A 25344-nucleotide genomic window follows, 5' to 3' on the forward strand; every position below is an offset into this window, starting at 1 on the left:
CCCAGCCGACGCGCCAACGTCGGCCTACTCAGTGACCTTCGAATCGATCACTCGGGAGGGTACGCCCCCGAGCCGATCCACAGGTTCTGAGCATTGCTCGACCGCTCCGTCGGCGGCGCTTCGGCACGTCAGACCGTAGGCTTGGCTCCGTCGAGTGGACAGTGACGAGGAGAAGCTGGATGACAGCTCTGCCGGATGACAGTTGGCTTCTCAGCATTCGCCCTCAACCCGCCCGCGTCACGGCGGAGGAGTACGACGCGCTCCCCGAGGAGATCGCCAAGGCCATCGAGATCGTCGACGGCTACGTGGTCTACTGCGCGGCTCCCACACCTGATCACCAGACCGCCGGCAGGCGACTGGCGAACCTGCTGGAGCGACATGCCCGTGCCGCCATGAGCAAGGGGCATGAGTGCCTCACTGTCAACAACGACGTGGATCTGCGCCTGAGGGACGTGCCGTTGCTCAACCGCAGGCCCGATGTCGCGCTCTACCGGTGCCTCGACCGAGAGCGGGGCGAGCGTCTGCGCGCCGAGCACGCGCTGCTTGTCGTGGAGATCGTGTCTCCGGGATCGGAGACCCAGGACACGACGGACAAGCTCGGTGAGTATGCCAAGGCCGGCATCCCGCACTACTGGATCGTCCGTATCGACGGCACCGGCATATCGGCGATCGAACGCTATCGGCTGGACCGGGCGGCGATGCTCTACAAGCACATCGGCACCCTCATGAAGGACGAGCCTGGGGAGGCTCCCGTCGTGAGCAACCCGATCCCCATCACCCTCGACTGGGCCGAGCTTCAGTTCTGAACCCGTTCGGCGGCAGGCTCATATGGGGAGGGCGTCTCCGGGGAAGCCGTGGCAGGGGTGGACCTCGCAGCGCATCATTCCCGCTTGGACACAGGGGTCCCCGGCCATGATCTCCGCGGCTTCCCCGGCCGGCACGGTCATGATCGCGACGCCCGCCACCGTGTCGGAGGCGACCGGGCACAGGACCGCGATCACCCCCTCGGCGCGCAGCGACACCATGCGCCGCTGGTGTTCGAGTTCGATGGCGTCCGCGCCGTCCATGGTCCGTTCCGGCCCCCACTGGAGGAGTGCCAGGCTGTAGGGCTTCGCGGTCGCGGCCAGAGCCCGGATCTGTTCGTCGGTCACGGTCGTGCTCATGATGTCTCCCTACTTCTCGATGCGCTCGGCCAGCGAGACGATGATTCCTTCGGGCCCGCGGACGTAGGCCATCCGCCACACGCCTTCGTATTCGCCGACGCCTCCCACCAGGCCGTATCCCGCGGCGGCGGCGTGCTCGACCGCGGCGTGGAGGTCGTGCACCTCGAAGGCGACGTTGCGCAGGCCCAGCTCGTTGGCCGGCGCGGCGGGCGAACCCTGGAGGTGGTCCGGCCGCGTGAAGCTGGACAGCTCCAGCGTCGTGCCTCCGCCGGGGGCGCGCAGCATGACGATCTCGGTGCGGGCGCCGGTCATGCCGATCACCGTGTCGAGGAACTCGCCTTCGACGGCCACCTTCGGATCGGCCTCCAGGCCGAGGCCGACGAAGAACGCCGTCACGGCATCGAGGTCGGCGACGGTGATGCCGACGTGGTCGAAGCGCCTGACGAAGGTCATGGGATTCCCTTTCAGGGTTTCTTGAAGAGACCCCAAAGGTAACACCTCAAGTTCCTTGAGGGAACCCCGGTCGATAGACTGCCGCCATGCAGCGAACGCAGTTCGGGGACATGGCGTGTTCCATCGCGCGCACCTTGGACGTGATCGGCGAACCCTGGTCACCACTGATCCTGCGCGACGTGTGGGCCGGGATACGCCGCTTCGACCACATCCAGGCGGACCTGGGAATCTCTCGCAAGGTGCTCACCGAGCGGCTCAACCACCTGGTCGAACAGGGCGTGCTCGAACGGCAGCCCTACGACGCCCGCCCCCGCTACGAGTATCACCTCACCGCCAAGGGCGCCGAGCTCGTCGAGATGCTCATGGTGATGGCCCGGTGGGGTGACCGCTGGCTCGCCGGCGAGGCGGGGCCGCCCGTCCTCTACCGTCACCATGCCTGCGGGCAGATCGCCCACGTCGACCCCCGCTGCAGTCACTGCGGAGAGCCGATGCACGCCGGCGACGTCGACCTCCTCCCCGGCCCTGGTGCGGCCTGACGGCCGAAGGTCGCTTGGGTGGGGGACGGCGCCGCCTCAGTAGGGCTCGAAGGTCACCGCGCAGGGAACGCCGTTGAGCGTGAAGCCGCTGGGGTGTTCGTCGGCCCCGTAGGCGTTGAAACCGATATAGAAGCTCGTGCCGGGATCTATGCTCGGCTGCCAGCTCGAAGCGGCCTGAACGCTCGGTGGAGTCTGGGAGAAAGTCGCGTTCCACCCCTGAATGAGCGTCTGGCTTCCGGGGAAGACGAACTGCAGGATCCAGGGGCTGAACGCCCGGGTCCCGGTATTGGTGATCGTCACACTGGTCGTGAACCCGGTGATCCATCCAAGGCTGGCGTAGGTCACCGCACAGTCGTACCCGGCCGGCACGTCCGCGGGCGCCGCCTGGGCGGGCCCCGTCAACACCGTGGCCAGGAGAAGCCCGGCGATACCGATCCCCGACGAAGCCCGCAGAAAACGCATCGATCCCCCTCAGGGCGGTGTTCCGTGACAACCCATTTCGATGTGATCGTGAGCCGCTCGAAATGCGCTGTCAAACAATTCCCGGGGCATATTCGCAACACCTTGGCCCTGCCATACGTACGTTCGCCGCTTCGGCCGGCCGCGCTGAAAGTTTCACGGCCGGCCTCGTGACGAAGGACATTGCTCGACGTCGCTGATCACGCTTTTCACGCGCGCCGGAATAGTGATCTGGTGAGCGGTTCGATAACGCCCCGGAGTCGTTCCGACGATGTCGGTGAACGCCGCGATGAAGCCGCTGGGGTTGGCCCATCCGCAGGCGTACGCGATCCGGGTGACGTCGTGGCCGTCGGCGAGGAGCACGAGCGCGTGATGGACGCGTAGCTGCGTGCGCCACTCGTAGAAGGTCATGCCGAGTTCGTTGCGGAACAGCCGGCTGAGGGTGCGCGTGCTCGCTCCGATCGTCTTCCCGAGCCGGGCCAGCGAGGCGTTGTCCGCCGGATTGTCCCGCAGCATCCGGGCGATGGCCCGCAGCCGGTCGTCCCGCGGCTCCGGCAGGTGCAGTGGCTGTTCGGGCGCCTCGCGGAGTTCGTCGACCAGGACGCGTTGGAGGCGAAGGCGCGCGGAGCGGCTGTAGGCAGGCGCGGTGTCGCCGTAGTTGCGGGGGCCGGTCAGCGCGAGCAGGACCTCGCGGGCGAGGCCGGAGGCCAGGAACACGGCGGGACGCTCCGGGATGAGCCGGGCGAGGGACGGCGCGAGAAAGACGATCCGCATGTCGGTGTCGCCGTGGGCACGGTGGTAGTGCGTGAACCCGGCCGGGGTCCAGGCGACCCGGTCGGCGGGAACGATCGACGTGCCGCGCTCGGTGTGGACCGCCAGGACGCCGCTCGCCGCGTACACCAGGTGTCCGCGCGCGTGCGACCGCACTGCGCTCGCCTCACCGGACGGCCACAGGTGACGCCCACCGGACGGCCAGATATGCGAGGTCGCACCGGTGGTCCGGGGAGGTTGGCGGCGAACGGGCATCGGTTGGCAGCGTATCGGTGGTCGGCCATGCCGTGACCTCGTGACACTTCCTCAAGACGATGCGGCGCGCCTCGATGCCGCGAAGCGAGAGAAGGAGAGACACATGGCGACGTTCGTCCTCGTGCCCGGCGGCTGGCACGGCGCCTGGTCGTATGAGGCGGTGGTTCCGCTGCTGGAGCGCGCCGGTCATGCCGTGCATGCCCTGACCCTGACCGGTCTGCGGCCGGACGACGACGCCGCGACGGTCGCGACCGCCAACCTCGACACGCACGCCGGTGACGTGCTGCGGCTCCTCGACCGCGCCCACATCACCGGCGCGACGCTGGTCGGCCACAGCTATGGCGGGATGGTGATCGCCGCCGCCGCCGATCGCGCCGGCGGCCGGGTCTCACGGCTGGTGCATCTCGACGCCTACGTGCCGCGCGACGGCGAGTCGTGCTGGTCGTCGACGACCGAGCGCTACCGGGAGGCGTTCGCCGCCGGAGCCGCGAGCACGGGCTACGCCGTCCGGCCGCCGGACGGCGGCGATCCCCGCCGCCGTCCCCATCCCCTCGCGTCGTTCCTGCAGACGATCCGGCTCACGGGCGCGCTCGCCCGGGTGCCCCGCCGGGAGTTCGTCTACTGCTCGGGCTGGGAGGACCGGACGCCGTTCGCCGGACTCCGCACCCGGCTCGACGCCGATCCCGAGTGGCAGGTCCACGACCTCCCGACCGGTCACAACGCGATGCGCGAGGCTCCGGAGGCGGTCGCCGCGCTGCTGCTCGGCGAACGCACCGCGGACCCATCGCCCCGATAATCCCTGGTTGCGAGCGCGTCGCGCGCCTCCACGTGGGAGCACCCCGCACGGACAGGTTCGAGCATGGCCGCTTCCTCGATTTTGGAGACATCTGACCGCATTGCCCCGATCATTGGGCGATGCGACCGGATATCCGTGCGATCGTACGGCTCACCGTGATCGGTGCGTTGAGCGCCGCGGCGTTCGGATGCTCGGATGGCGGCTCGGATGCACGTGACTCCCCCGCCTCCACGCCGGGCACACCGGCGGCGGCCACCCGGCCCGGGGTGATCCCGTCTCTGTCCGGCGGAACCTGGACGGAGACCATAACGGCCGAATCCGGCGCGGTGATGGGGAGCGTCGCCGTGACCGGGCACGACGATGCCTGGGCCGTGGGCGACCCCGGCGAGAACGAGAGCGGCCCGGTTCTGCGCTGGGACGGCCGCACCTGGCGGTCCGTGGCACTGCCGCCGGGCCTGCGCTATCCCCGAGTGGTGTCGGGGACGTCCCCCGGCAACGTCTGGATCTTCGACGACGACGCGAACGCATGGCAGTGGGACGGCCGGCGGTGGTCGGCCCGGGGACGACCACCCTGGAAGCTCCCGGTCCTCCTGGAGGACGCCGTGGTCACCGGGCCCGGGGAGGTGTGGGTCGCCGGAGGTCAGGACGAGGACGTCGCCGGAGATCCGCGCCGGCGGCCACTGCTCGCCCGCTGGTCCCCTTCCGGCTGGTCCATCGTGTCGTCGCCGGGCACCCGTCGCTTCGGAGTCAGCGCCTCCGGGGGCCTGTGGGCCCTGACCGGTGACGGGGACACCGGGCCCGCCCTGGAGCGCTGGGATGGACGCCGCTGGACGGTCGTGTCCGCACCCGCGTGGCCGGCAGGCGCCAAGGTCGACCTCAGCGATCTGGCGGCGGTGTCGGACCGGGAGGTCTGGGTCGCGGGGTCGATCCTGCCGCCCGGCGGCAGCCAGGCCGCGCTGTTGATGCGCTGGGACGGCGACCGGTGGAACCCGGCCCCCGCCCTGCCGGCCGGCGCGATCGCGTTCACCGCCGTCGCATCCGACGGCCACGGCGGCGTATGGCTGGGCGCCTCCAACTACTCCTACGACAACCATCGCATTCTGCTGCACTTCGACGGCCGGTCCTGGACGTACGAGAAAGCCCCGCGGGTCCACAACGATCCGGTGGTGTTCGGCCTGGCCACGAGTCCCGGGCAGGACCAGGTGTTCGCGGTCGGCGGCAACCCCTCGTACGACGAGGACAGCCAGGCGTGGATCTGGACGAGATCCTGAATCGCGGGCACAAGGATGCGCTCGCGCCGCTCGTCACTTCGCCGACGCGAAGGTCACGGTGCAGGGGACGCCGTTCAGTGTGAAGCCGGAGGGGTGCTCGTCGGCCCCGTTGGCGTTGAAACCGAGCTCGTAGCTCGTGCCGGGATCGATACTCGCGCGCCAAACCGGATTGGTGACCTGGACGCTCGGCGGAGTCGTGGACCACGTCCCGCTCCAGCCGGCGGAGAGGATCTGGTCGCCGGGGAAGATGAACTGCAGCATCCAGGGGCTGAACGTCCGGGTGCCGGTGTTGGCGATGTTCAGGATCGCGTAGAAGCCGGTGGCCCATGCCACGGTGCTGTAGGTCACCGTGCAGGCGTAACCGGCCGGCACGTCCGCGCGGGCCGCCTGGGTGGGAGCCGTCAACAGCGCCGTCAAGAGAATCCCCGTGATACCGATCCGCGATGAAGCCCGTGAAAGACGCATGGATCCCCCTTCGGAGCGGCGTTCCGTGAAACCGATTTCACAGTGATCGTGAGCCGCCAGGCATGCGCTGTCAAACAATCTCCTGGGCATATTTCCCGGTTTCTCGGTAGCGCCGTACAATTCGAGCGATGGGAGCTGGGGATTTCACCGTCGGCCACGGGCCGGTTACTTCGCCGAGGCCCGATAAACGCGCTGTCCGGCACCGCAAATAACACTTTTCAGACGCGCCGGAATCTCGCCGGATGCTTTTGCCGTCCGTCCGTCCGTCCGCGCCGTCCGTCCGCGCCGGGCGTCCGCGCCGGGCGGCGGTGCGCCGGGCGCGGACGGACGGATCTCACCCTCGCCAGGTGATGAGCGCGTCGAGCGCCTCCACGTGGGAGCCGCGCACGAGCAGGGGGTTGATCTCCAGCGACTCCAGGTCGTCGCCGAGGCTCTCGGCGAGGGCGGCGACGCGGGCCACGACGTCGGCGACGGCGTCGAGGTCGGCGGGCTCGGCGCCACGGGCGCCCCGCAGCAGCGCGGCGCCGCGCAGCTCGCCGAGCGCATGCCGCACCTCGGCCGCGTCCACCGGCAGGACGCGCAGCGCCGTGTCACGCAGCGCCTCGACCCAGATCCCACCCAGGCCGACGGCCAGGGTGAGCCCCCACGCCGGGTCCCGTACGACGCCGACCAGCAGTTCCACGCCGCCGCCGCGCTGCGGCTGGACGAGCGCGCCCACCCGGCCTGCGCCGGGGACCGCCGAGGCCGCGGCCACGACCTCGCGGTAGGCCCGCTCGACGTCCCGCGCGCCGGACAGGCCCAGCCGGACACCGCCGATGTCGCTCTTGTGCCCCAGCCCTTCGGCGGCGGCCTTGAGGACGACCGGGTAGCCGAACCCGACCGCCGCCGCCACCGCCGACTCCTCGTCGTGCACCAGCTCGCCGGGCACGACCGGGATCCCGGCGGACGCCAGCAGGGCGGCGGCCCGGTGCTCGGCCCACACCCCTGTCCCGCGCTCGACCGCCGGGGCTTCTACTACCGCCCGCGCCGGGGCGGCGTCGCCGGCCGCCACGGCGGCGTGGTAGGCCCGACCCCACCGGACGGCCGCGCCGATGGCGTGCATGCCGTGCTCGATGCCGCCCGCGACGTACGGGAACCCGGCCTGCCGCTGGACGTCGCGGCCGAACTCGGTGACGTCGGTCAGCACGTTGCTCACGACGACGACCGGCATCGGCGCCTCGGCGATGCGCTTGGCGCTGGCCGAGTAGGTGGCGTACACGGGCGCGGCGTCGGGCGGCGCGACGCGCGGGAGATCCGACAGCAGCATGACCGCGTCCACGCCGGGATCGGCGGTGACGGCCTCCAGGGCGCGGCCGAGCAGCGTGCGGTCGATGAGCACGTAGCCGGTGACGTCGAGGGGGTTCTGCACGGTGCCGAAGACGGGCACGATCTCCCGCAGCCGGGCGACGGTCTCCGGGGCGAACGCCGGCAGCTCCAGCCCCTCGTCCTCGGCCCGGTCGGCGATGATCTCCGACGCGCCGCCCGAGGGCGTGACGACGCCGATGCGCGGGCCCGGCAGCGGGCCCACCTCGGCGAGCAGGCCGGCGGTGATGATGAGGTCCTCAAGCGACCGCACGCGCACCACCCCGAGCTGCCGGAACGCCGCGTCGATGACGTTGTCGTCGCCCACGAGCGCGCCGGTGTGGGCCTGGGCGGTGCGGGAGGCGAGCCGGCTGCGGCCGATCTTCAGCGCGACGATCGGCTTGCCCGCGAGCAGCGCCCGGCGCGCCGCGCGGGAGAACGCCGCCGGGTCGCGGACCGATTCGAGGAACAGCGCGACGGCCTTGGTCGCCGGGTCGTCGACCAGATAGTCGATCACGTCGGTGACGGTGACGAGCGACTCGTTGCCCATCGAGGTGAGCAGGCTGATCCCGACGTTGCGGGCCTGGGCGAAGCCGAGCACCGAGCTGGCCAGCGCGCCACTCTGCAGCACCACCCCCACCGACCCGCGCAGCAGCGGCGACGGGATCGGCAGCCCGTACGGCGTGACGTCGGCGGCGGCGTTGATGAAGCCGTTGCCGTTGGGCCCGAGCACGGTGAGGTCGTTCTCCCGGGCGAAGTCGACGATCTCCGCCTCCAGGGCGGCGCCCTCCGGGCCGGTCTCGCCGAAGCCCGCCGTGAGGATCACGTAGTGGCGGATGCCGAGCTTGGCCCCCTCGCGCAGCACGGGCAGCACGGCCGTGGTCGGCACCATCACGTACGCGAGGTCGACCTGGCCTGGGATGCCGGACAGGCTGCGGTGGGCCTGCTCGCCGTGCACGACGCCGCCGCGCGGGTTGACCAGGTGGACGGGCCCGCGGAAGCCGTGCGTACGGAGGTTGGTCAGCGTGCTGATCGACCAGCCGGACTTGTCCGTCGCCCCGACCAGGGCGATCGACCGGGGGTTGAACAGCTCTCCTACCGGCATCCTCATTCCCCGATCGTGCCGAGGCGGGCGTGGCCCCTGAGCAGGTTGCGGGCGATCGTCCGGCGCTGGATCTCGTCGGTGCCCTCGAAGATCCGCAACAGGCGCAGCTCGCGATACCACCGCTCGATGGGCAGCTCCTTGGTGTAACCCATGCCCCCGTGGATCTGCAGCACGCGGTCGACGACCTGGTTGGCCATGACGGCGCCGTTGAGCTTGGCGATCGAGGAGGCGTGCCGGGCGTCCATGCCCTGCTGCACGCGCCAGGCGGCGTACAGCGTGAGCCACTTGGCCGCCTCGATCTCCACCTGCGAGTCGGCGATCATCCACTGGATCGCCTGGTATTCGGCGATCGGCTTGCCCATCGACACCCGGACCTTGGCGTAGTCGATCGCCATCTGGAGCATGCGCTCGGCCGAGCCGATCGCCCGTGCGGGGATCATGTAGCGGCCCTGGCCGATCCACTGCATCGCCAGCTCGAAGCCCCTGCCCAGCTCGCCGAGGATGTTCTCCTCCGGCACCCTGACGTCCTCGAACACCAGGGAGGCCGGGCCCCACTGCCCCATCGTCGGGATCGGCTCGGACTTCCAGCCCATGTCGCGGTCGGCCAGGAAGCAGGTGACGCCGCCGTTCGCGCCCTTGTCGGGGTCGGTCACCGCGAACACCATCACGAAATCGGCCTCGTTGCCGCCGGTGATGAAGGTCTTCTCGCCGTTGATGACCCAGTCGCCGCCGTCCTTGACGGCACGCGTACGGATGTTGCGGGCGTCCGAGCCCGCGCCCGGCTCGGTGATGGCGAAGCAGGAACGACGCTCGCCCTCGATGGTCGGGATGAGGTAGCGGCGCTTCTGCTCCTCGGTGCCGGCGTAGAGGATGTTGTCGGCCGACCCGCCGAAGCTGAACGGCACGAACGTGCGTCCCATCTCCATGGTGATGATCGCGGACATGACCGGGCCCAGGGCGGCTCCGCCGTACTCCTCGGGGGTGTTGATGCCCCAGAAGCCCATCCTCTTCGCCTTGAGCCGCAGGTCGCGCAGGACCGAGGGATCGAGCCCGGGGCCGCCGGCGCGCTCGTTGCGCAGCACCTCGGGTTCGAGCGGCATGATCTCCCGCTCCACGAACGTGCGGATGGTGTCACGGATCTGCAGTTCCTCTGGGCTCAGGGAGAAGTCCATCGACGCGACTCTTTTCTAGAATTGCTCTCTAGGAATCGGTTCCAGACTGGTTCTCCGCCGGAGGGGTGTCAAGAGGTCTGGAATCAGTTTCTAGAATTAGACCGGTTACGATGTCCTCGTCCCTGGAAAACGCGCCGACCGTGGACACGCCGTCCCCGGAAACAAGGAGCCCCAGATGGCACGCAAGCCCGGCGGCAAGAGCGGCTCATGGGAGTGGAGCCGCACCGCCCAGACGCGAAAGAGCATGCTTCAGGCCGCCCGTGAGGTCTTCTCCGAGCACGGCTTCGCCGACGCCAACGTCGCGGACGTCGTCGCGCGCGCGGGCTCCAGCGTCGGCAGCCTCTATCACCACTTCGGGGGCAAGACCGAGCTGTTCCTCGCGCTGTACGAGGAGCACCAGGCCGCCCACGAGGAGGCCGCCGCCGCCAGCGTCGCCGCGGCCAAGCAGGCGGGCGTGAAGGACCCCGTCGAGCTGTTCATCGCCGGGGCCAGGGCGTTCCTCGAAGGGTCGTGGCAGCGGCGCGACCTGGCCCGGCTGTTCATGGACGGCGACGGCCCGCCGGGGTTCGAGCTGATGCGGCGCACCCGCGGCCGGGAGTGGGTCAGGCAGAACGCCGTCCTGCTCGGCGCGGCGAACACCCCGACCGACCGCCTCACGGTCTCGGTGCTCACCAGCGTGATCGGCGAGGCCGGCCGCGAGGTGGCCATGAGCGAGACCGAGGAGGAGGCCCAGGAGGTCGTCGAGGCGGCGATCGCGCTCATCCGCCGCTTCGGCGACCCCCTGGCCACCCACGACGCCGCCACCGACGCGGCCACCGACGCGGCCACCGGTGTCATGGGCGCGGCGGACGACGCCGAGGCCGCGCTGAGCTGACCCCTGCCGACCCAGCAGGCTTCGGCAGACCGCAGCGGCTGCCGCGGCGCGCTGACCTCCGCTGACCTTGGTGCACTAACCTCGGCGGGCTGACCCCGGCCGACTCGATGACGCCCTGACGCGCCGGCCCTCACCAACCTCGGCCGGCCCGTCCGCCACCCCGGCGGGCCTCTGCGGCGCCCAGCGCGTCAGCGCGTCAGGCGGGACGGAAGGCGGCCCTGCCATGGTCGATGACGACCGTGCCGTCCTCCTTCGCCGTACGGAACGACGCGGTCAGGCCGTCCACCCAGATCGACACGGTCAGCGTCTCGCCCGGGAAGACGGGCCTGCTGAACCGTCCCGACATGGCCGCGAAGCGCGCCGGGTCCGACCCCGCCACCGTGTGGAGCAGCGCCCGCCCGGTGATCCCGTACGTGCACAGCCCGTGCAGGATCGGCCGGGGGAAACCGGCGCGGGCGGCGAAGACGGGATCGGAGTGCAGCGGGTTGCGGTCTCCGGACAGGCGGTAGAGCAATGCCTGGTCCCGGCGGGTCTCGTAGGTCACGGTGTGGTCCGGCGGCCTGCCGGGCTCGGCCCACTCGTCGTGGGGCCCCCGGTCGCCGCCGAAACCGCCCTCGCCCCGGATGAACACCGAGCTGCGGCTCGTGATCAGCGCCTCGCCGCTCTCGGCGTCGGCCGCCCTGGATTCGATCACCACCAGCGCCCCCGAGCCCTTGTCGTAGATGCCGGTCACCGTCGAGGTGGTCCGTACGCGACCGGCGGGCGGCAGCTCGCGGTGCAGCTCGAACGCCTGCTCGGCGTGCACGAGCATGGCCGGGTCGAAGTCGCCGAGCCGCCGGCCCGTGGGGGCCTGGGCGGCCAGGACCGCGAACGTCGGCAAAACACGCTGCCGGATGCCCGCCGAGTTCTCCGTGGTGAAGGCGAGCTCGTCGGTGCCCGCCCCGACGCCCAGCGCGTACAGCAGGGTGTCGGCGGACGTCCACGACCGCTCGTGCGGCGCGCTCTCCACCCCGATCAGGCTGTGGTCGAGCGGCATGTCAGTCCTCCCCGTTGGGGATGCGGCCGCTGGTCAGGGCGTTCGGCGCGGCCTTCTCGACCAGGGCGGGGATCACCTCGCCCAGCTCGGCCGGATCCCAGCGGGCGTCCTTGTCGACCCCCGGCCCGGCGTGCCAGCCCTCGGCCACGCTGATGTGCCCGCCGCGCACGTTGAAGACCCGGCCCGTGATCCCCCGCGACTGCGCGCTCGCCAGCCACACCACCAGCGGCGCGATGTTGTCCGGGGCCGCCGGGTCGAATCCGCCCTCGGCGGGCCGCCTGCCGCCCGGGATGAGGTTCTCGGTCATCCGGGTGAGCGCGGCGGGCGCGACCGCGTTGACCGTCACGCCATAACGCGCCAGCTCCTTGGCCGCGATGATCGTCAGCGACGCGATGCCCGCCTTGGCCGCGCCGTAGTTGCCCTGGCCCGGGTTGCCGTAGATGCCGGACGACGAGGTGGTGTTGATCACCCGGGCGTCCACCCGCTCCCCTGCCTTGGCCCTGGACCGCCAGTAGGCGGCGGCGTGCCGCAGTGGGGCGAAGGTGCCGCGCAGGTGCACCCGGATGACCGCGTCCCACTCGTCGGCGGTCATGTTGACGAGCATCCGGTCGCGCAGGATGCCCGCGTTGTTGACCAGGACATGCAGGTCGCCGAAGGTCTCCACTGCCCTTCTGACCAGGCGCTGCGCGCCGTCGAAGTCGGAGACGTCCTCGCCGTCGACCACGGCCTCGCCGCCCATGGCCCTGATCTCCTCGACCACCTCGCCCGCGGCGCCGGTGGACGAGCCGGTGCCGTCGACCTCCGCGCCGAGGTCGTTGACGACGACCTTGGCGCCCTGGCGCGCGAACTCCAGCGCGTGTCCCCGCCCGATGCCCCGCGCGGCGCCGGTGACGATCACGACCCGGCCTTCCACGATTCCGCCCATGCGCAGCTCCCTTGACTCGACCTTGACCCGTCCCCGAATGAACGTGATTCTAGTAATGGAATCTAGAATTTGGTAGGGAGGAGCCGGTCATGATCCAGCTCGCCGTACGATGACGGCCGTGCCGCGGACCATCGCGGCGGACCCCGGCGAGCGGGAGCGGCTGCGCCGCGCCTGGCGGACGCTGTCGGTCGTGAGCATGGCCAGCGTCCTGACCGCGCTCGGCGGCAGCGCGCTCAACGTGGCGCTCCCCCAGGTCGTACGGCAGACGCACGCGAGTGCGGACGCCGCGAGCTGGATCCTGCTCGCCTTCCAGCTCACGACGACCGTGCTCATGGTCGTGTTCGGCCGGCTCGCCGACCTTTTCGGGCGGCGGGCGATGTATCTCGGCGGCCTGGCCACCTACACCGTCGCCAGCCTGCTGGCCGGGCTCGCGCCGAGCGCCTGGGTCATCGTCGGGCTGCGGGTGGCGCAGGCGGCGGGCGGGGCCATGCTGCTGACCAACAGCGCCGCCCTGGTGACCGACGCCTTCCCCAAGTCGCGGCTCGGCGAGGGGATGGGCGTCTACACCGCGTCGTTCTCCATCGCCCAGCTCGCGGGCCCGTCGCTCGGCGGCCTGTTCACCGAACATCTCGGCTGGCGCTGGGTGTTCTGGTACAACGTGCCCCTCGGCGTCGCGTGCCTGGTCTGGGGCGCGGTAGCGCTGCGTCCAGGACCGCCGCAGGGCCGCGACCGGGGGCTCGACCTGCCGGGCAACGCGCTCGTGCTCGCCTGTCTCGGCGGCCTGCTGCTCGCGCTGTCGGAGGTGACCCGGCTCGGCTGGGGACATCCGATGGTCGTGTCCGGGCTCGCCGTGTTCGCCGTGACGCTGCCGCTGTTCGTCGTTCGGGAGCTGCGGGCCCGGCATCCCGTGGTGGACATCCGGATGTTCCGCGACGTCACCTTCGCCCTCGGGACGCTGGCGTCGTTCCTCAACTCGGCCGCCCGGGTCGGGGTGGTGCTCCTGGTGTCGCTGTTCTACCAGGCCGTACGCGGGGAGGACCCGGTGCGCGCGGCGCTGAAGGTGCTGCCGCTCTCGATCGCGGCGATGGCGGCGTCGGTCGGGGCGGGCTTCGTGCTGCGCCGCCTCGGCCCGCGTACGGTGGCCGTCGCGGCGACCTCGCTGACGACGGCGGGCCTGGCCGTCCTGCTGTGCCTGATCTCCCCCGGCGTCTCGTCCGGGGCGCTCATGGCCGCGCTCGTGCTGATCGGCGCCGGCTCGGGCATGTTCCTGCCGTCCAACACCACCGCGATCCTCGACGGAGTGCCGTCACACCGGCTGGGGATCGTCAACGCCATGCGCCTGATGCTGCAGAACACCGGGGTGGTGGTCGGCACCGCGCTGGTCCTGTCGATCATCACGGTGCCGCTGCCGGCCGGGCTGCACGACGCCGTCTTCGCGGGAACGCTGTCCCACGTCTCGTCCACGGCGGTCGGGCAGCTCGTGACCGGCTATCGCTGGGCGCTGGCCTGCATGACCGCCGTCTCCGCGCTGGCCGTGCTGACCTGTTTCACCAGAAGGCGGGCGGGCTCGCCGGTCAGCTGAGGACGCGGCCGTGGCGGTCGCGGGCCTTCAGCCGCACGGTGGGCATCTCGGGGGCGGGCAGCGGCTCCTGCCCTCCCGGGACGACGCCGAAGCGGGCGCCCCGCATCCAGTCGTCGCGCGCCCGCGCGATCTCCTCGTGTGAACGGCCGACGAAGTTCCACCACATCACCAGCGGTTCCTCGAACGGCGTGCCGCCCAGCACGAACAGCCGGGCCGGACCGGCCGCCTCGATCGGGATCTCCGTACGGCCCTGGCCGAGATAGAGCAGCGAGCCGGGGCTGAGCGCGACCCCGGTCACGTCGGCCGTGCCCGACATGGCCAGCACCGCCGTCTCGAAGGCCGGGTCCACCGGCAGCCGGTGCTCTCCCGGCCCCGCGAACAGCACTTCGGCCCCGAGCAGCGGGGTGTGCACGAGGGCGGGCGAGCGCAGCGGCCCGGCCTCGCCCACCACGACGGTCACCGTGACGTCGCCGTCGCGCAGCACGGGCAGGGCGGCGTGGTGCTCGAACCGCGCCTCGCCGTGCCGGGCCTCCTCCGGCAGCGCGACCCACAGCTGCAGGCCGTGCATGCCCGGCGGGTGCTCCGGCGGCGACTGCTCCGAGTGGGCGATGCCGTGGGCGGCGGTCATCAGGTTGAGCTGACCGGGCACGATCGACTGGACGTTGCCGAGGCTGTCGCGGTGCAGGATCTCGCCCTCCGCGAGCCACGTGACCGTCTGCAGGCCGGTGTGCGGATGCGGCGGCACCTGCATGCCCGGCCGGCCGCTCACGTCGTCGGGCCCGAAGTGGTCGACGAAGCACCACGCGCCGACCATCCGGCGCGGGCGCTGCGGGAGCAGCCTGCGCACGGTCGTGTAGCGGCCGAGCGGCACGTCGTGGCCGGGCAGGAGCACGCTCTCGGCGTTCGCGGCGCCGTCGGCGACCGTGCAGCCGTACACCGCCGGCTCCGCCGGGCTCACTTCGATCCCTCCCCTCCGTCGAGGGAGAACCTGGCCCGCTGGTCGGCGGGCACCAGGTCGAGGTAGTCCGGGTGGCGCTCGATGTAGCGCTGCACGAACGGGCAGAACGGCAGGACCGACAGCCCGGCGTCCCTGGCGGCATCGAGCGCCGCCTTGACCAGCGTCGAGCCGAGGCCCCGGCCCCCGAAGGCCGGGTCGATCTCGGTGTGGGTGAAGGAGATCCTCGGCCCGTTGAGCCGATACTCGGCGAAACCGGCGAGGGCGCCGTCCACGGTGATCTCGAAGCGGCTCGCCTCCGGGTTGTCGGCGACCTTCGGTTCTGACTGCTGCATCGGTTCTCCTTCTTCCGGGCGTCTGTTCCCGACTCGTCTGTTCCGAGATCGTCTTTCCGGGCTCGTCTGTTCCGGGCTCGTGTGTTCCGGAATCGTCTTTCCGGGCTCGTCTGTTCCGGCTCGTCGTCAGGCGGCGATCGTCGCGTGCATCTCCCACACGAGGATCTCGGCGGGCTCCGTCGCGGTGACCTTCTGGCCGCCGGTGGCGGTGAACCGTACGGCGTCGCCGGTCTCCAGAGTGCCCGCACCCTCCAGGGTGACGGTCCCCCGGGGTACGAACAGGTGCAGGAACGGCGCCTCGGGCAGCTCCACGCTCTGGCCCGGCTGGAGACGGGCCGCGTACAGCGCGGCGTACCGGTTCTTGATCCGGATGGCCGCCTCACCTGCGTGCTTGTCCATGCCGCTCGCGACCGGCACCAGGCCGCCGGCCAGCAGCTCGTTCTCGATCTCCAGCTGCTCGTAGCCGGGCGTGATGCCGGGCTCGTCGGGGACCACCCACATCTGGACGAAGTGCACCGGCTTGTCGTGCGTGTCGCCGCCGGTCAGCCTCCAGGAGTCGTTCTTCTCCGAGTGGAGGATGCCGGTGCCGGCGCTCATGCGCTGGGCCAGGCCCGGGTAGATGACGCCGGAGTGGCCCTCGGAGTCCTGGTGGACCAGGGAGCCCTGGAGCACCCAGGTGACGATCTCCATGTCGCGGTGCGGGTGGGTCTCGAAGCCGGTGCCCGGGTGGACGACGTCGTCGTTGTTGACCAGCAGCAGCCCGTGGTGGGTGTTGTCGGGGTCGTAGTGGCCGCCGAACGAGAACGAGTGCTTGGAATCCAGCCAGGAGATGCGGGTCGCGAAACGCTCGGCCGCCCGGCGGACGTCCACACGAGGGGTCAGCCTGGTCGTGGTCATGGGGTGCCCTTTCCTCGTCGCCATGTAGATGATGTGTCATCTACTGGTGCCTGACAACATACATGACGTGTCATTGATTCCGGATAGCCTGGAGAGCATGAACAGCCCCCGGTGGCTCGACGCGGACGAGCAGCGCGCCTGGCGGGCGTACCTGCGCATGCAGGGCCGCCTGACCGCCCGGCTCAACCGGCAGCTGCAGGCCGACTCGGGCCTGTCCCTGGCGGACTACGACGTCCTCGTGCATCTCACCGACCACGAGGAGGGACGGCTGCGGCCGTACGAGCTGCAGCGCGACCTGCAATGGGAGCAGAGCCGGCTGTCGCACCAGCTCACCCGGATGCAGCGCCGCGGGCTCGTCCGGCGGGAGGAGTGCGCCGACGACGGCCGCGGCGCGTACGTCGTGATCACCGAAGAGGGCCGCCGGGCCATCACCGCCGCGGCCCCCGGGCACGTGGAGACCGTGCGCAGCGTGTTCTTCGACGGCCTCACCCGCGAGCAGGTCACCGCGCTCGAACGCCTCGCCACCGACGTGCTCGACCGGCTCGGCTGACGGACGATCTCCTCGGGGACGTCACGATCGGGACATTCCAGCGGCCGTGCCGCCTGGTAGCGGTGGTCGCTCACCACATCGCCGTGATCAACGTGCTGGTCGGGGCGGGCCGCACGACGATGGCGAGCGATCAGGCGGCTGCGCCTCACCACGCCGGAGAGGACGCCGGACGTTGATCACAGTGCTGCTCGTGGATGACCAGGTGCTGGTCGGTCACCGCGCTCGCCGCCCCGTCGTGCTCAACGGCGTGACGCCTGACACCGGCACCGCATCCGGTCTAGCTGACGGTGCCTTCGGGGAAGACGACGTCGACCACTCCGGGGACGGTCCTGGCCACCAGCTCGGCGATGCGGGCCGACCGCTCGTCACCCGGGCCGTACAGCTCGACGACGCCGTCCCGTACGGCCGCGCCGAAGGACGCCGTCTCGGCGCAGTCGCGCAGCGCCGCGAGCACGTCCTCGCGGATCCGCTCGTCTCCGTGGGCCAGCAGGCCCATCAGGTCGCGGCGGCTGACGATCCCCACGAGCTCGCCGTCGTGCACGACGGGGACGCTCTTCACCCCTGTCGTGATCATCAGTTCGACCACCTCCATGGTGTCGGCGTCCTCCGCCACGGTGCGGACGTGCGGCGTCATGACCTCCTCGACGAGCGCGGGCGGCCTGCTGGTGGGCGGCGCCTCGGGACGCAGGAAGGCCCGCGGGTTGGCCCCGTACTCGCCGCGCAGCAGGTCCATCTCGCTGACGATCCCGACCATCCGCCCGTTCTCGTCCACGACCGGCGCGGCCGTGATGTCCTTCTCGTACAGCAGGCGGACGGCCTGCTTGATCGTCCACGTGCGCGGGACCGTCACCACCGGCGTCGTCATGATCTCGTGGACCAGCATCGTGACCCCCTCCTACCCGGGCGGCGCGAGGGCGAGCGTGCCGCCGGGCGCCGGGACGACCCGGGTGCCGAAATCCCGGCAGGCGTGGTCGAGTGTCGCCCGCAGCCACTCGCGGTCGTCGCCGCGCGCGTGCCGCAGCCGCAGCCGCACGGCCCGCATCGGCGCCATCCGCAGCTCCAGCAGCCGCCCCGAGGCCGCTTCGGCCGTCGCGAAGTACATCAGCCGCAGGTCGTCGCGGTATGCCTCATATCCGGAGATGCCCTCGTAGTCGTTGATGAAGTCCCCGCAGCCGTAGATGATCAGCCGGTCCCGATGCACCTCGATCGGGCGGGGATGGTGCGAGGAGTGGCCGTGGACGAGATCGACGCCGCCGTCGACCAGCGCGTGCGCGAACTCGACCTGGTCGTCCTCGACCTCGTAGCCCCAGTTGGAACCCCAATGGATGGAGACGACCGCGATGTCCCCCGGCCGCTTGACCTCCCGGACCCGAGCGACCATATCCGCCGCGGCTTCGCGGGTCGCCCCGGGCAGGAAGGCCACCCCGGGCCGGTCGGGGGCGGCCGCCCATCCGGCGGGGACGCCGCTGGACGGCATCGCGACCGCGAACACCAGGACCCGCCCGCCGCCCGGGAGCGGCACGATCGCGGGCCGCCGGGCCTCGTCATCGTCCCGTCCCGCGCCCGCCTGGTCGAGCCCCGCCTCCTCCAGCACGTCCAGCGTCTCGACGAGCCCGCGTACGCCGAAGTCGAGCACGTGGTTGTTGGCCAGCACGCACACGTCGGGCCGGGCCACGGCCAGGGCGGGGATGTTGGCCGGGTTCATCCGATAGTGGATCTGCTTGCCCGGGGCGAAGTCGCCGCTGCGGGTGATGCTCGTCTCCAGGTTGAGCACGCGTACGTCGGGGGCGACCTCGTCGAGCACCTCCAGGGCGTCGCCCCAGGGCCAGGAGTAGCCGCCCTCCCGCGGGACCGGGCCGTTGACCGCCTCCGCCAGCCCGACGTACACCCGGGCGTCCCGGACGTACGGCTCTTGGAGCACGGGATCGCCGGGGTGCGGAAGGATCTGGTCGATGCCGCGGCCCAGCATGACGTCACCGCACAGGAACAGCGTCACCGGGTCCCCCGCCGCCGACCGCATGGCACCCCTCCTCCGGCACGGGCTCAACGGGGCGGAGCAGCCCAGTGGCCGTGCGCGTCGATGGACGTCGCACTTCCATCCTTCCCCCTGACCGCCAGGAGGCACCGGGCGACACCGGGCGACACCGGGAGGCACCGGGCGGCACCGGGCGGCATGGCCGCGAGCGGGGCGCTCAGGTCACGCGGCAGAGGATCTCGCCGTGCAGGACGCTGAACCAGGCGTCCTCGCTCGCGGCCCACTCCCGCCAGCCGTCGGCGATCCGCCGCAGGTCGTCCCGCGTCGCGTGGCCGCTCTCGACCGCACGGTCGGCGTACGACGACTGGACCGTGCGCTCGGCCCACAGCCCGCCCCACCACTCCCGTTCCTGCGGGGTGGCGTAGCACCAGGTGGACGACGACGAGGTGATGTCGGTGAATCCGGCCTCCCTGGCCCAGACGTGCAGGCGGCGGCCGGCGTCGGGCTCGCCGCCGTTGGCGCGGGCCACCCGGCGGTAGAGGTCCAGCCAGTCGTCCATGGCCGGGATCTGCGGATACCAGACGAAGCCGGCGAAGTCGGAGTCGCGCACCGCGACGATCCCGCCCGGCTTGGTCACCCGCCGCATCTCGCGCAGCGCGCCCACCGGGTCGCCGACATGCTGGAGCACCTGGTGGGCGTGCACCACGCAGAAGGAGGCGTCGGGGTAGTCGAGCGCGTGCACGTCGCCGGTCGTGAAGCTCACGTTGCCCAGGCCGCGGCCCTCCGCCTCGCGGCGGGCCTGCTCCAGGATCTCGGGCCCGGTGTCGAGGCCGATCACCTCGCCCTCCGGCACCAGCCCGGCCAGGTCCGCGGTGATCGTGCCCGGGCCGCAGCCGACGTCCAGGATCCGCATGTGGGGCTTCAGCGCACCCAGCAGGTACGCCGCCGAGTTGGCGGCCGTACGCCAGCGGTGGGAGCGCAGGACGGACTCGTGAAAGCCGTGGGTGTAAACGGCCGTTTCGTGTGCCATGTGGACACCCTTCCATATGTCTCGTTATTTGAGCAATTACATCTCATATTCAGAGACAGACAGCCGCCTGTGCAGGCGGCGCAGTGGCGCCGAGGACGGCGGCACCCGATCGCCGGGCAGGCCGAAGCGGACACCGCGGAAGGCCGAGGCGCGCGAGCCGAAGAAGGTGCTGCGCGGCTATCCGGCCCCGCTCGACGGTTGATTCCCCGGCCCGAGCGCGGGCATGGTGATCGGATGACCAGCGATGAGGTGCGCGACGGAGTCACGCTGACCAACCTCGACCAGCCGCTCTTCGACGACGCGGGCGCGACCAAACGCGACCTTGTCGACTACCTGGACGCCGTCCGCGACCGCATCATCCCGGTGCTGCGCGACCGGCCGCTGTCGGTGGTGCGGGTGCGGCAGGGCCAGGCGCCGTTCATGCAGAAGAACGTGCCCTCCTACGCCCCGGACTTCGTGCGTACGGTCACCGTCTGGGCCGAGTCGTCGCAGCGGCGGGTGTCGTACGCGCTGTGCGACGACCGGCGCACCCTGCTGTGGCTCGCCAACCAGAGAGCGGTGGAGTATCACCCGGCCCTCGTCCGGGCCGGCGAGTGGGACCGTCCCACCCATCTCGTGCTCGACATCGACCCGCCGTCGGCCGAGGCGTTCCCGCAGGCCGTCGCCGCCGCCCGCCTGGTCGGCCGGGCGCTGGCCGACGCCGGCCTGTCGGGCGCGGTCAAGACCAGCGGCGCCAAGGGCCTGCACGTGTTCGTGCCGCTGGAGGCGCACGCGACCGTGGACGTCGCCGCGGCCACCCGCGCGCTCGGCGTACGCGCCGAGCGTCTCGACCCGGCCCTCGCCACGACGGCGTTCATCCGCGAGGACCGTGGAGACAAGGTGTTCATCGACTCGACCCGATCCGGCGGGGCGACCGTGGTGGCGGCCTACAGCCCGCGCGTACGGCCCGGCGTCCCCGTGTCGTTCCCGGTGGCATGGGACGACCTGGACCGGATCGCCCCCGGCGACTTCACCGTCCACACGGCGGCCGGGCTGCTGCGGGACGACGACCCCTGGGCCGCGCTCATGCCGGAGCCCCAGCGGCTGCCCCGCGATCTGATCGAGGAGGGCCACACGATCCCGGTCGCCCGCGTGCAGGCCATGCACGAGGGCAAGCGCCGCGCCCGCGCCCGGCGCTCGTGAGCGAGTTGGCGACAGCGTGTTGCTATAGTTCGCGACATGTCGTCGCAAACATCGCGCCAGAGCTGGATACCCCTCATCGTGCTCGCCACGGGCGTGTCGATGGTCGTCATCGACGCCACGATCGTGAACGTCGCGGTGCCCGCGATCATCTCCGACCTGGGCCTCGGCGCCACCGACGTGGAGTGGGTCAACTCGATCTACTCGCTGATGTTCGCGGCGCTGCTCATCCCCTTCGGCCGGGCGGGCGACCGCTATGGCAGGCGCCGCCTGTTCGCCCTGGGGGTCGCGGTCTTCCTGCTGGCGAGCGTGCTGGCGGCGATGTCGGTGAACGGGCCCATGCTCATCGGCGTACGGGCCGTGCAGGGCGTGGGGGCGGCGATGGCCGTGCCGATGACCCTCGCGATCATCAACCGCGTCTACGTCGGCCGTCAGCGGGTGATCGCCTTCGCGGTCTGGGGCTCCATCATCGGCGGCATGGCCGCCGTCGGCCCGCTGGCGGGAGGCTGGCTCGTCACCGAATACGGCTGGCGGGCCGCGTTCTGGATCAACCTGCCCATCGCCGCGCTGCTCCTGCTCGGCTCGCTGCGGGTGCCCGAGTCGCGGGACGGCCACGCGACGGGCGGTGACCTGCTCGGGCTCGTCCTCGCCGTGCTCGGCACGACCGGCGTCGTCTTCGCCCTGATCGAGGGCCAGAAGTACGGCTGGTGGGAGCCGCGCCGGATCGCGGACGTGTTCGGCCTGCGGTTCGAGAGCGTCTCCCCCGTGCCGTTCGCCTTCGGCGTCGGCATCGTCGCGCTGGTCGCTCTGGTGGTGCGCGAACGGCGGCGCGGGCGCGCCGGCCTGGCGGTGCTCGTCGACCTGACCCTGTTCGAGCTGCCGAGTTTCCGCTACGGCGCGATGGCGGCGGTGATCGTGGCGCTCGGCGAGTTCGGCATGATCCTCGTGCTGCCGCTCTTCCTGCAGTCCGCGCTCGGCTACACCGCCTTCCGGGCAGGCCTCGTCATCGCCGCGCTGGCCCTCGGCACCTTCCTGGCGGGCGGGATGGTCCCCCCGCTGTCGAAGAGGTGGTCGCCGCGGACCATCGTGCGGATCGGCCTCGCCCTGGAGGCCGTCGGCGCGGCCGGGATCGGCCTGTCCCTCTCGGCGGACATGGGCGCCTGGCGGCCCGTGCCGTGGCTGCTCGTCTACGGCGCGGGCATCGGCTTCGCGACCGCGCAGCTCACCGGCGTCCTCATGGCCGACGTGCCCGCGCGGCTGTCCGGCGGCGCGTCCGCGCTGCAGAGCACGGTCCGCCAGCTCGGCGCGGCGCTGGGCGTCGCGATCCTCGGCGGGGTGCTGGTGTCCGGGCTCGGCTCGGCCGTCGAACGCGGGCTCGCCGACCGGCCCGAACAGGTGCGCACGAGCGCGGCGCGCGCGGTCGAGGAAAGCGCCGGCGCCGCCATTCCCGCGCTCCGCGACCCGGTGATCCACGCGGTGGCGGTCGACGCCGCCGCCGAGTCGACCCGCAGGGTCACGTTCATCACGGCGCTGGCGCTGCTCGCCGGGGTCGGCGTCACCCTCCTGCTCCCCCGCACGCCGGTCGCGAAGGACGAGTCGCCGGAGCCGGTCGCCGCGGGCGGGCCGGATACTGGAGGTCGCGACCTGGACATGTAGCGACCCTGGAGGGGGTAATGCCGAGGATCAGCGCGGCGACCGTCGCGGATCACCGGGCCAACCAGCACGCCGCCCTGCTGGAGGCGGCGCGGGAGATCCTGGTCTCCGAGGGCGTGCACGCGCTCACCCCGGCGGCCGTCGGCGCCCGCATCGGCCTCGCCCGCTCCAGCGTCTACCGCTACTTCTCCTCCACCGCCGACATCCTGGCCCAGCTCGTGGAGGACGCCTTTCCCCGCTGGTCGGCCCGCCTGCGCGCCGCCATCGCCCCCACCGGTCCGGACGCGTCCCTGCCCGCCAGGATCCGCGCGTACGGCAGGGCCGCGCTCGACTTCGTCGGCAGCCCCGACTACGCGCTGATCCCCGCGTTGCAGGCGATCGGGCTGCCGGGCGAGTGCCGGGTGCGGGTGGACGAGCTGCACGGCGAGCTGATCGCGCCGCTCGCCGACGCGCTGCGCGAGGCCGGGACCGACCACCCGGCGCTGCGGGCCGAGCTGGCGTGGGGCGTGCTGCGGGCGGGCGCCCGCCGCCTCATGCCCGACGCGGCACACCACCGGGAGCCGGCGGCCCGCGACCCGCAGCTCGCTGCGGCGCACGACCCGGATCCGGCGGCTCACAACCTGGAGTCCGCGGCTCACGAGCAGGAGCCCACGGCGGCGGACGCGGGCCCGGACGACATCATCGAGATCACCCTCGACGTGCTCACCCGCGCCCTGCGCTGACCCCCGCCGACCGGCGGACACGACACCGGCCGGCTCACGAGCCGGCCGGAGCGCGGGCCGGTTGACCCACGAGATGGTCGATGCGCGCGGGCGGCGTCTAATCGAGCAGTGCGTGAGCCGGCCGACGCGCGAAGGCGGCGTCAGGCCGCTCGTGGCGTCACCCTGCGCCGTTTCCCTGCTGCCGCACCCACCCGCCGTTCCCCGCAGCCGTGTGGCGCATTCATGACATCACCTAGCATCCACTCTGTACTGCCGTTTTCTGGACGGCCATCCTTATATGACATCAATATGATGCCGCCTGACGTCATTACCGATTGACATGACGTCATAATGGCGTCATAGTTGGGTCATGGATCTGATGCCGTACGTCGAGAACCTCCGCCGTCAGCTCACCGTGGCCGCCGAAGCGGGCGGTCCCGATGCTCGCGAGCTCGCCGAACGCCTCACGAGCGCTCTCGAATCCGCGACCAGGCTCACCCTGCTGGAGGCGTTGTCGGCGGCGGCGGACGAGATCACCCGAGATCTCGCCCCGGGTTCGGTCGACGTGCGGCTCCGCGGTGGCGACCCGGCGTTCGTGGTGACGCCACCGCACTCAGAACCGTCGCCGGAGGACGCTGACGCCGTGACGGAGACCGCGCCGCCGACGGCGGCAGAGGCCACCCCGCCCGCCGCGCAGCCGTACGGCGAGGAGGGCGGCACCGCGCGGGTGACCCTGCGCCTGCCCGAGCACCTCAAGGTGCGGGTCGAAGAGGCGGCCGCCCGGCAGGGCGTCTCGGTCAACGCCTGGCTGGTCCGCGCCGTCTCCGCCGCGTTCGAGCCGGGCGCCGGGAGTGCTCCCGCCGGCCGCCCGCAGCAGCCCCGGAGCGGGCGCAGCTACACCGGCTGGGTGCGCTAGCGGCGCCCCCGGTCTCGTCACCCCGCCACCACTCTTCGCCCGGCCCCGAGGCCGGGATGTTCCACCGGACCCATGAGGAGGGCTCCGCCATGCCCGCTTTCGACACCCCCGAGCCGATCACCGCCGACATCCAGATCTACCTCGGCCAGGTCCGCGTCCACGCGAGCGACCGCGCCGACACCGTGGTGGAGGTGCGCCCCAGCGACCCCTCCAGCGAGGCGAGCGTGCAGGTCGCCGAGCGGATCATCGTCGAGTTCTCCGGCGGACGGCTGCTGGTCAAGGACCCCAAGCCGAAGGCCCTGCGATATCTGCTGCCGTGGCGCGGCTCCATCGATGTGACCATCGAGCTGCCGGCCGGCTCCCGCGTCGAGACCCAGGGCGCCATGGGGCTCGTCGCCACCGGCCCGCTCGGCCAGGCCGTCCTGCACAGCTCGTACGGCGACCTGCGCCTGGACGAGACCGGCCCGCTGGAGATCAGGGCGTCGTACGGCGACGTCTCGGTCGACCGGGTGATCGGCCCCGCCGAGGTGACCACGTCCACCGGGGCGATCCGGATCGAGACCATCGACGGCCCCGGCACGCTGCGAACCTCCACCGGCGGCATCGCCATCGGCGAGGCGACCGGTGCGCTGCAGCTGAAGACCGCCCACGGCGACATCGCCGTCGACCGCGCGGTGGCCGACCTCACCGCCAAGACCGCACACGGCGGCATCCGGGTGCACGCGGTGGCGAGCGGCACCATCCACCTGGAGACCGGCTACGGCAAGATCGGCGTCGGCATCGCCGAGGGCACGTCCGCGTGGCTCGACGTGCACTCCAAGAACGGCGTGGTGCGCAACACCCTCGACCCCGCCGAAGGCCCCGGGACCACCGACAGGGTCGCCGAGGTGCACGCGAACACCAACTGGGGCGACATCGACATCCACCGGTCCTGACCTCCGCACACCCA

Annotated in this window: 27 protein-coding genes; 12 read left to right on the plus strand and 15 right to left on the minus strand. The window is 71.6% G+C overall.

Annotated features, from left to right (window positions below; all coding sequences use genetic code 11):
- Nucleotides 1-179: 179 nt before the first annotated feature.
- Nucleotides 180-806, plus strand: a complete 627-nt coding sequence (locus tag FLV34_RS25625; protein ID WP_142648653.1) for a Uma2 family endonuclease — start codon at nucleotides 180-182, stop codon at nucleotides 804-806.
- Between the two features lie 18 nt (nucleotides 807-824).
- Here the strand turns inward: FLV34_RS25625 and FLV34_RS25630 are convergent, their stop codons facing one another.
- Both FLV34_RS25630 and FLV34_RS25635 read right to left on the minus strand, forming a co-directional pair.
- Complete coding sequence (locus FLV34_RS25630; RefSeq protein ID WP_147944299.1) at nucleotides 825-1163, minus strand: hypothetical protein; 339 nt, start codon at nucleotides 1161-1163, stop codon at nucleotides 825-827.
- A 9-nt stretch (nucleotides 1164-1172) separates the two neighbouring features.
- The gene (locus tag FLV34_RS25635; RefSeq protein ID WP_142648651.1) at nucleotides 1173-1616 is read right to left on the minus strand and encodes a VOC family protein; all 444 of its coding nucleotides are present in this window, start codon (nucleotides 1614-1616) and stop codon (nucleotides 1173-1175) included.
- 86 nt (nucleotides 1617-1702) lie between these two features.
- On the opposite strand from FLV34_RS25635, the gene FLV34_RS25640 reads away from it, so the two are divergent.
- Nucleotides 1703-2152, plus strand: a complete 450-nt coding sequence (locus FLV34_RS25640; RefSeq protein ID WP_142648650.1) for a helix-turn-helix domain-containing protein — start codon at nucleotides 1703-1705, stop codon at nucleotides 2150-2152.
- A 36-nt stretch (nucleotides 2153-2188) separates the two neighbouring features.
- Here FLV34_RS25640 and FLV34_RS25645 read toward each other — a convergent pair whose 3' ends face one another.
- Nucleotides 2189-2614, minus strand: a complete 426-nt coding sequence (locus FLV34_RS25645; protein ID WP_147944300.1) for a cellulose binding domain-containing protein — start codon at nucleotides 2612-2614, stop codon at nucleotides 2189-2191.
- A 153-nt stretch (nucleotides 2615-2767) separates the two neighbouring features.
- Nucleotides 2768-3538 (minus strand): helix-turn-helix domain-containing protein, encoded by a 771-nt coding sequence (locus FLV34_RS25650; protein ID WP_222709624.1) that lies wholly within the window; start codon nucleotides 3536-3538, stop codon nucleotides 2768-2770.
- A 202-nt stretch (nucleotides 3539-3740) separates the two neighbouring features.
- On the opposite strand from FLV34_RS25650, the gene FLV34_RS25655 reads away from it, so the two are divergent.
- Together FLV34_RS25655 and FLV34_RS25660 are read left to right on the plus strand one after the other, a co-directional pair.
- Entirely contained in the window at nucleotides 3741-4433 is a 693-nt protein-coding gene (locus FLV34_RS25655; protein ID WP_142648647.1) for an alpha/beta fold hydrolase, read from the plus strand.
- Between the two features lie 119 nt (nucleotides 4434-4552).
- Nucleotides 4553-5704 carry a hypothetical protein gene (locus tag FLV34_RS25660; RefSeq protein ID WP_147944302.1) on the plus strand — a complete coding sequence of 384 codons (1152 nt, stop codon included), beginning with the start codon at nucleotides 4553-4555 and terminating at the stop codon, nucleotides 5702-5704.
- A 33-nt stretch (nucleotides 5705-5737) separates the two neighbouring features.
- Here FLV34_RS25660 and FLV34_RS25665 read toward each other — a convergent pair whose 3' ends face one another.
- From FLV34_RS25665 to FLV34_RS25675, 3 genes are all read right to left on the minus strand, one after another.
- On the minus strand, nucleotides 5738-6121 hold the full coding sequence (locus FLV34_RS25665; protein WP_187280733.1) for a cellulose binding domain-containing protein: 384 nt from the start codon (nucleotides 6119-6121) through the stop codon (nucleotides 5738-5740).
- A gap of 382 nt (nucleotides 6122-6503) precedes the next feature.
- Nucleotides 6504-8621, minus strand: coding sequence for an acetate--CoA ligase family protein (locus tag FLV34_RS25670; RefSeq protein ID WP_261985900.1), 2118 nt, complete (start codon nucleotides 8619-8621; stop codon nucleotides 6504-6506).
- The gene (locus FLV34_RS25675) at nucleotides 8618-9787 is read right to left on the minus strand and encodes an acyl-CoA dehydrogenase family protein (protein ID WP_142648644.1); all 1170 of its coding nucleotides are present in this window, start codon (nucleotides 9785-9787) and stop codon (nucleotides 8618-8620) included. Before FLV34_RS25675 ends, FLV34_RS25670 begins: the two co-directional genes overlap by 4 nt.
- A gap of 175 nt (nucleotides 9788-9962) precedes the next feature.
- Here FLV34_RS25675 and FLV34_RS25680 point away from each other — a divergent pair, with 175 nt between their 5' ends.
- Nucleotides 9963-10661: a TetR/AcrR family transcriptional regulator gene (locus FLV34_RS25680; RefSeq protein ID WP_147944304.1), complete on the plus strand. Its 699-nt coding sequence runs from the start codon at nucleotides 9963-9965 to the stop codon at nucleotides 10659-10661.
- A gap of 196 nt (nucleotides 10662-10857) precedes the next feature.
- Here FLV34_RS25680 and FLV34_RS25685 read toward each other — a convergent pair whose 3' ends face one another.
- Both FLV34_RS25685 and FLV34_RS25690 read right to left on the minus strand, forming a co-directional pair.
- Nucleotides 10858-11697 carry a MaoC/PaaZ C-terminal domain-containing protein gene (locus FLV34_RS25685; protein ID WP_147944305.1) on the minus strand — a complete coding sequence of 280 codons (840 nt, stop codon included), beginning with the start codon at nucleotides 11695-11697 and terminating at the stop codon, nucleotides 10858-10860.
- Nucleotide 11698: 1 nt separating this feature from the next.
- Nucleotides 11699-12622: an SDR family oxidoreductase gene (locus tag FLV34_RS25690; protein ID WP_142648641.1), complete on the minus strand. Its 924-nt coding sequence runs from the start codon at nucleotides 12620-12622 to the stop codon at nucleotides 11699-11701.
- 118 nt (nucleotides 12623-12740) lie between these two features.
- Between FLV34_RS25690 and FLV34_RS25695 the strand changes: the two genes are divergently transcribed.
- On the plus strand, nucleotides 12741-14204 hold the full coding sequence (locus tag FLV34_RS25695) for an MFS transporter (RefSeq protein WP_260617327.1): 1464 nt from the start codon (nucleotides 12741-12743) through the stop codon (nucleotides 14202-14204).
- On the opposite strand, the gene FLV34_RS25700 is transcribed toward FLV34_RS25695, so the two are convergent.
- The 3 genes from FLV34_RS25700 to FLV34_RS25710 form a co-directional block, all read right to left on the minus strand.
- Nucleotides 14197-15162, minus strand: coding sequence for a pirin family protein (locus FLV34_RS25700; protein ID WP_260617326.1), 966 nt, complete (start codon nucleotides 15160-15162; stop codon nucleotides 14197-14199). The genes FLV34_RS25695 and FLV34_RS25700 overlap by 8 nt on opposite strands.
- The gene (locus FLV34_RS25705; protein WP_147944331.1) at nucleotides 15159-15494 is read right to left on the minus strand and encodes a GNAT family N-acetyltransferase; all 336 of its coding nucleotides are present in this window, start codon (nucleotides 15492-15494) and stop codon (nucleotides 15159-15161) included. Before FLV34_RS25705 ends, FLV34_RS25700 begins: the two co-directional genes overlap by 4 nt.
- Before the next feature lie 126 nt (nucleotides 15495-15620).
- Nucleotides 15621-16391 carry a pirin-like bicupin family protein gene (locus FLV34_RS25710; RefSeq protein ID WP_142648639.1) on the minus strand — a complete coding sequence of 257 codons (771 nt, stop codon included), beginning with the start codon at nucleotides 16389-16391 and terminating at the stop codon, nucleotides 15621-15623.
- 97 nt (nucleotides 16392-16488) lie between these two features.
- On the opposite strand from FLV34_RS25710, the gene FLV34_RS25715 reads away from it, so the two are divergent.
- A complete protein-coding gene (locus tag FLV34_RS25715; RefSeq protein ID WP_142648638.1) occupies nucleotides 16489-16941 on the plus strand; it encodes a MarR family winged helix-turn-helix transcriptional regulator in 453 nt (150 codons plus the stop codon).
- 277 nt (nucleotides 16942-17218) lie between these two features.
- Here FLV34_RS25715 and FLV34_RS25720 read toward each other — a convergent pair whose 3' ends face one another.
- The 3 genes from FLV34_RS25720 to FLV34_RS25730 all read right to left on the minus strand — a co-directional run bounded on the left by FLV34_RS25720 (nucleotide 17219) and on the right by FLV34_RS25730 (nucleotide 19946).
- Nucleotides 17219-17824, minus strand: coding sequence for a CBS domain-containing protein (locus FLV34_RS25720; protein WP_142648637.1), 606 nt, complete (start codon nucleotides 17822-17824; stop codon nucleotides 17219-17221).
- A 12-nt stretch (nucleotides 17825-17836) separates the two neighbouring features.
- Nucleotides 17837-18961 carry a CapA family protein gene (locus tag FLV34_RS25725; protein ID WP_147944306.1) on the minus strand — a complete coding sequence of 375 codons (1125 nt, stop codon included), beginning with the start codon at nucleotides 18959-18961 and terminating at the stop codon, nucleotides 17837-17839.
- Between the two features lie 172 nt (nucleotides 18962-19133).
- Nucleotides 19134-19946: a methyltransferase domain-containing protein gene (locus tag FLV34_RS25730; RefSeq protein WP_147944307.1), complete on the minus strand. Its 813-nt coding sequence runs from the start codon at nucleotides 19944-19946 to the stop codon at nucleotides 19134-19136.
- Between the two features lie 234 nt (nucleotides 19947-20180).
- Between FLV34_RS25730 and ligD the strand changes: the two genes are divergently transcribed.
- The 5 genes from ligD to FLV34_RS25755 all read left to right on the plus strand — a co-directional run bounded on the left by ligD (nucleotide 20181) and on the right by FLV34_RS25755 (nucleotide 25330).
- Nucleotides 20181-21128, plus strand: a complete 948-nt coding sequence (ligD, locus tag FLV34_RS25735) for a non-homologous end-joining DNA ligase (protein ID WP_142648634.1) — start codon at nucleotides 20181-20183, stop codon at nucleotides 21126-21128.
- A 36-nt stretch (nucleotides 21129-21164) separates the two neighbouring features.
- Nucleotides 21165-22781: an MFS transporter gene (locus FLV34_RS25740; RefSeq protein ID WP_142648633.1), complete on the plus strand. Its 1617-nt coding sequence runs from the start codon at nucleotides 21165-21167 to the stop codon at nucleotides 22779-22781.
- A 17-nt stretch (nucleotides 22782-22798) separates the two neighbouring features.
- Nucleotides 22799-23500, plus strand: coding sequence for a TetR/AcrR family transcriptional regulator (locus tag FLV34_RS42650; protein WP_261985901.1), 702 nt, complete (start codon nucleotides 22799-22801; stop codon nucleotides 23498-23500).
- A gap of 349 nt (nucleotides 23501-23849) precedes the next feature.
- Complete coding sequence (locus FLV34_RS25750) at nucleotides 23850-24395, plus strand: toxin-antitoxin system HicB family antitoxin (protein ID WP_147944308.1); 546 nt, start codon at nucleotides 23850-23852, stop codon at nucleotides 24393-24395.
- 89 nt (nucleotides 24396-24484) lie between these two features.
- The gene (locus FLV34_RS25755) at nucleotides 24485-25330 is read left to right on the plus strand and encodes a DUF4097 family beta strand repeat-containing protein (RefSeq protein WP_142648631.1); all 846 of its coding nucleotides are present in this window, start codon (nucleotides 24485-24487) and stop codon (nucleotides 25328-25330) included.
- The last annotated feature ends 14 nt before the right edge of the window (nucleotides 25331-25344 follow it).

Source organism: Microbispora sp. CSR-4, assembly GCF_008033685.1.
GTDB lineage: Bacteria > Actinomycetota > Actinomycetes > Streptosporangiales > Streptosporangiaceae > Microbispora.

Coding starts and splice junctions, on each gene's coding strand:
- FLV34_RS25625 (WP_142648653.1), top strand. CDS start 180: ATGACAGCTCTGCCGGATGACAGTTGGCTTCTCAGCATTCGCCCTCAA.
- FLV34_RS25630 (WP_147944299.1), bottom strand. CDS start 1,163: ATGAGCACGACCGTGACCGACGAACAGATCCGGGCTCTGGCCGCGACC.
- FLV34_RS25635 (WP_142648651.1), bottom strand. CDS start 1,616: ATGACCTTCGTCAGGCGCTTCGACCACGTCGGCATCACCGTCGCCGAC.
- FLV34_RS25640 (WP_142648650.1), top strand. CDS start 1,703: ATGCAGCGAACGCAGTTCGGGGACATGGCGTGTTCCATCGCGCGCACC.
- FLV34_RS25645 (WP_147944300.1), bottom strand. CDS start 2,614: ATGCGTTTTCTGCGGGCTTCGTCGGGGATCGGTATCGCCGGGCTTCTC.
- FLV34_RS25655 (WP_142648647.1), top strand. CDS start 3,741: ATGGCGACGTTCGTCCTCGTGCCCGGCGGCTGGCACGGCGCCTGGTCG.
- FLV34_RS25660 (WP_147944302.1), top strand. CDS start 4,553: ATGCGACCGGATATCCGTGCGATCGTACGGCTCACCGTGATCGGTGCG.
- FLV34_RS25670 (WP_261985900.1), bottom strand. CDS start 8,621: ATGAGGATGCCGGTAGGAGAGCTGTTCAACCCCCGGTCGATCGCCCTG.
- FLV34_RS25675 (WP_142648644.1), bottom strand. CDS start 9,787: ATGGACTTCTCCCTGAGCCCAGAGGAACTGCAGATCCGTGACACCATC.
- FLV34_RS25680 (WP_147944304.1), top strand. CDS start 9,963: ATGGCACGCAAGCCCGGCGGCAAGAGCGGCTCATGGGAGTGGAGCCGC.
- FLV34_RS25685 (WP_147944305.1), bottom strand. CDS start 11,697: ATGCCGCTCGACCACAGCCTGATCGGGGTGGAGAGCGCGCCGCACGAG.
- FLV34_RS25690 (WP_142648641.1), bottom strand. CDS start 12,622: ATGGGCGGAATCGTGGAAGGCCGGGTCGTGATCGTCACCGGCGCCGCG.
- FLV34_RS25705 (WP_147944331.1), bottom strand. CDS start 15,494: ATGCAGCAGTCAGAACCGAAGGTCGCCGACAACCCGGAGGCGAGCCGC.
- FLV34_RS25710 (WP_142648639.1), bottom strand. CDS start 16,391: ATGACCACGACCAGGCTGACCCCTCGTGTGGACGTCCGCCGGGCGGCC.
- FLV34_RS25715 (WP_142648638.1), top strand. CDS start 16,489: ATGAACAGCCCCCGGTGGCTCGACGCGGACGAGCAGCGCGCCTGGCGG.
- FLV34_RS25720 (WP_142648637.1), bottom strand. CDS start 17,824: ATGCTGGTCCACGAGATCATGACGACGCCGGTGGTGACGGTCCCGCGC.
- FLV34_RS25725 (WP_147944306.1), bottom strand. CDS start 18,961: ATGCGGTCGGCGGCGGGGGACCCGGTGACGCTGTTCCTGTGCGGTGAC.
- FLV34_RS25730 (WP_147944307.1), bottom strand. CDS start 19,946: ATGGCACACGAAACGGCCGTTTACACCCACGGCTTTCACGAGTCCGTC.
- ligD (WP_142648634.1), top strand. CDS start 20,181: ATGACCAGCGATGAGGTGCGCGACGGAGTCACGCTGACCAACCTCGAC.
- FLV34_RS25740 (WP_142648633.1), top strand. CDS start 21,165: ATGTCGTCGCAAACATCGCGCCAGAGCTGGATACCCCTCATCGTGCTC.
- FLV34_RS42650 (WP_261985901.1), top strand. CDS start 22,799: ATGCCGAGGATCAGCGCGGCGACCGTCGCGGATCACCGGGCCAACCAG.
- FLV34_RS25750 (WP_147944308.1), top strand. CDS start 23,850: ATGGATCTGATGCCGTACGTCGAGAACCTCCGCCGTCAGCTCACCGTG.
- FLV34_RS25755 (WP_142648631.1), top strand. CDS start 24,485: ATGCCCGCTTTCGACACCCCCGAGCCGATCACCGCCGACATCCAGATC.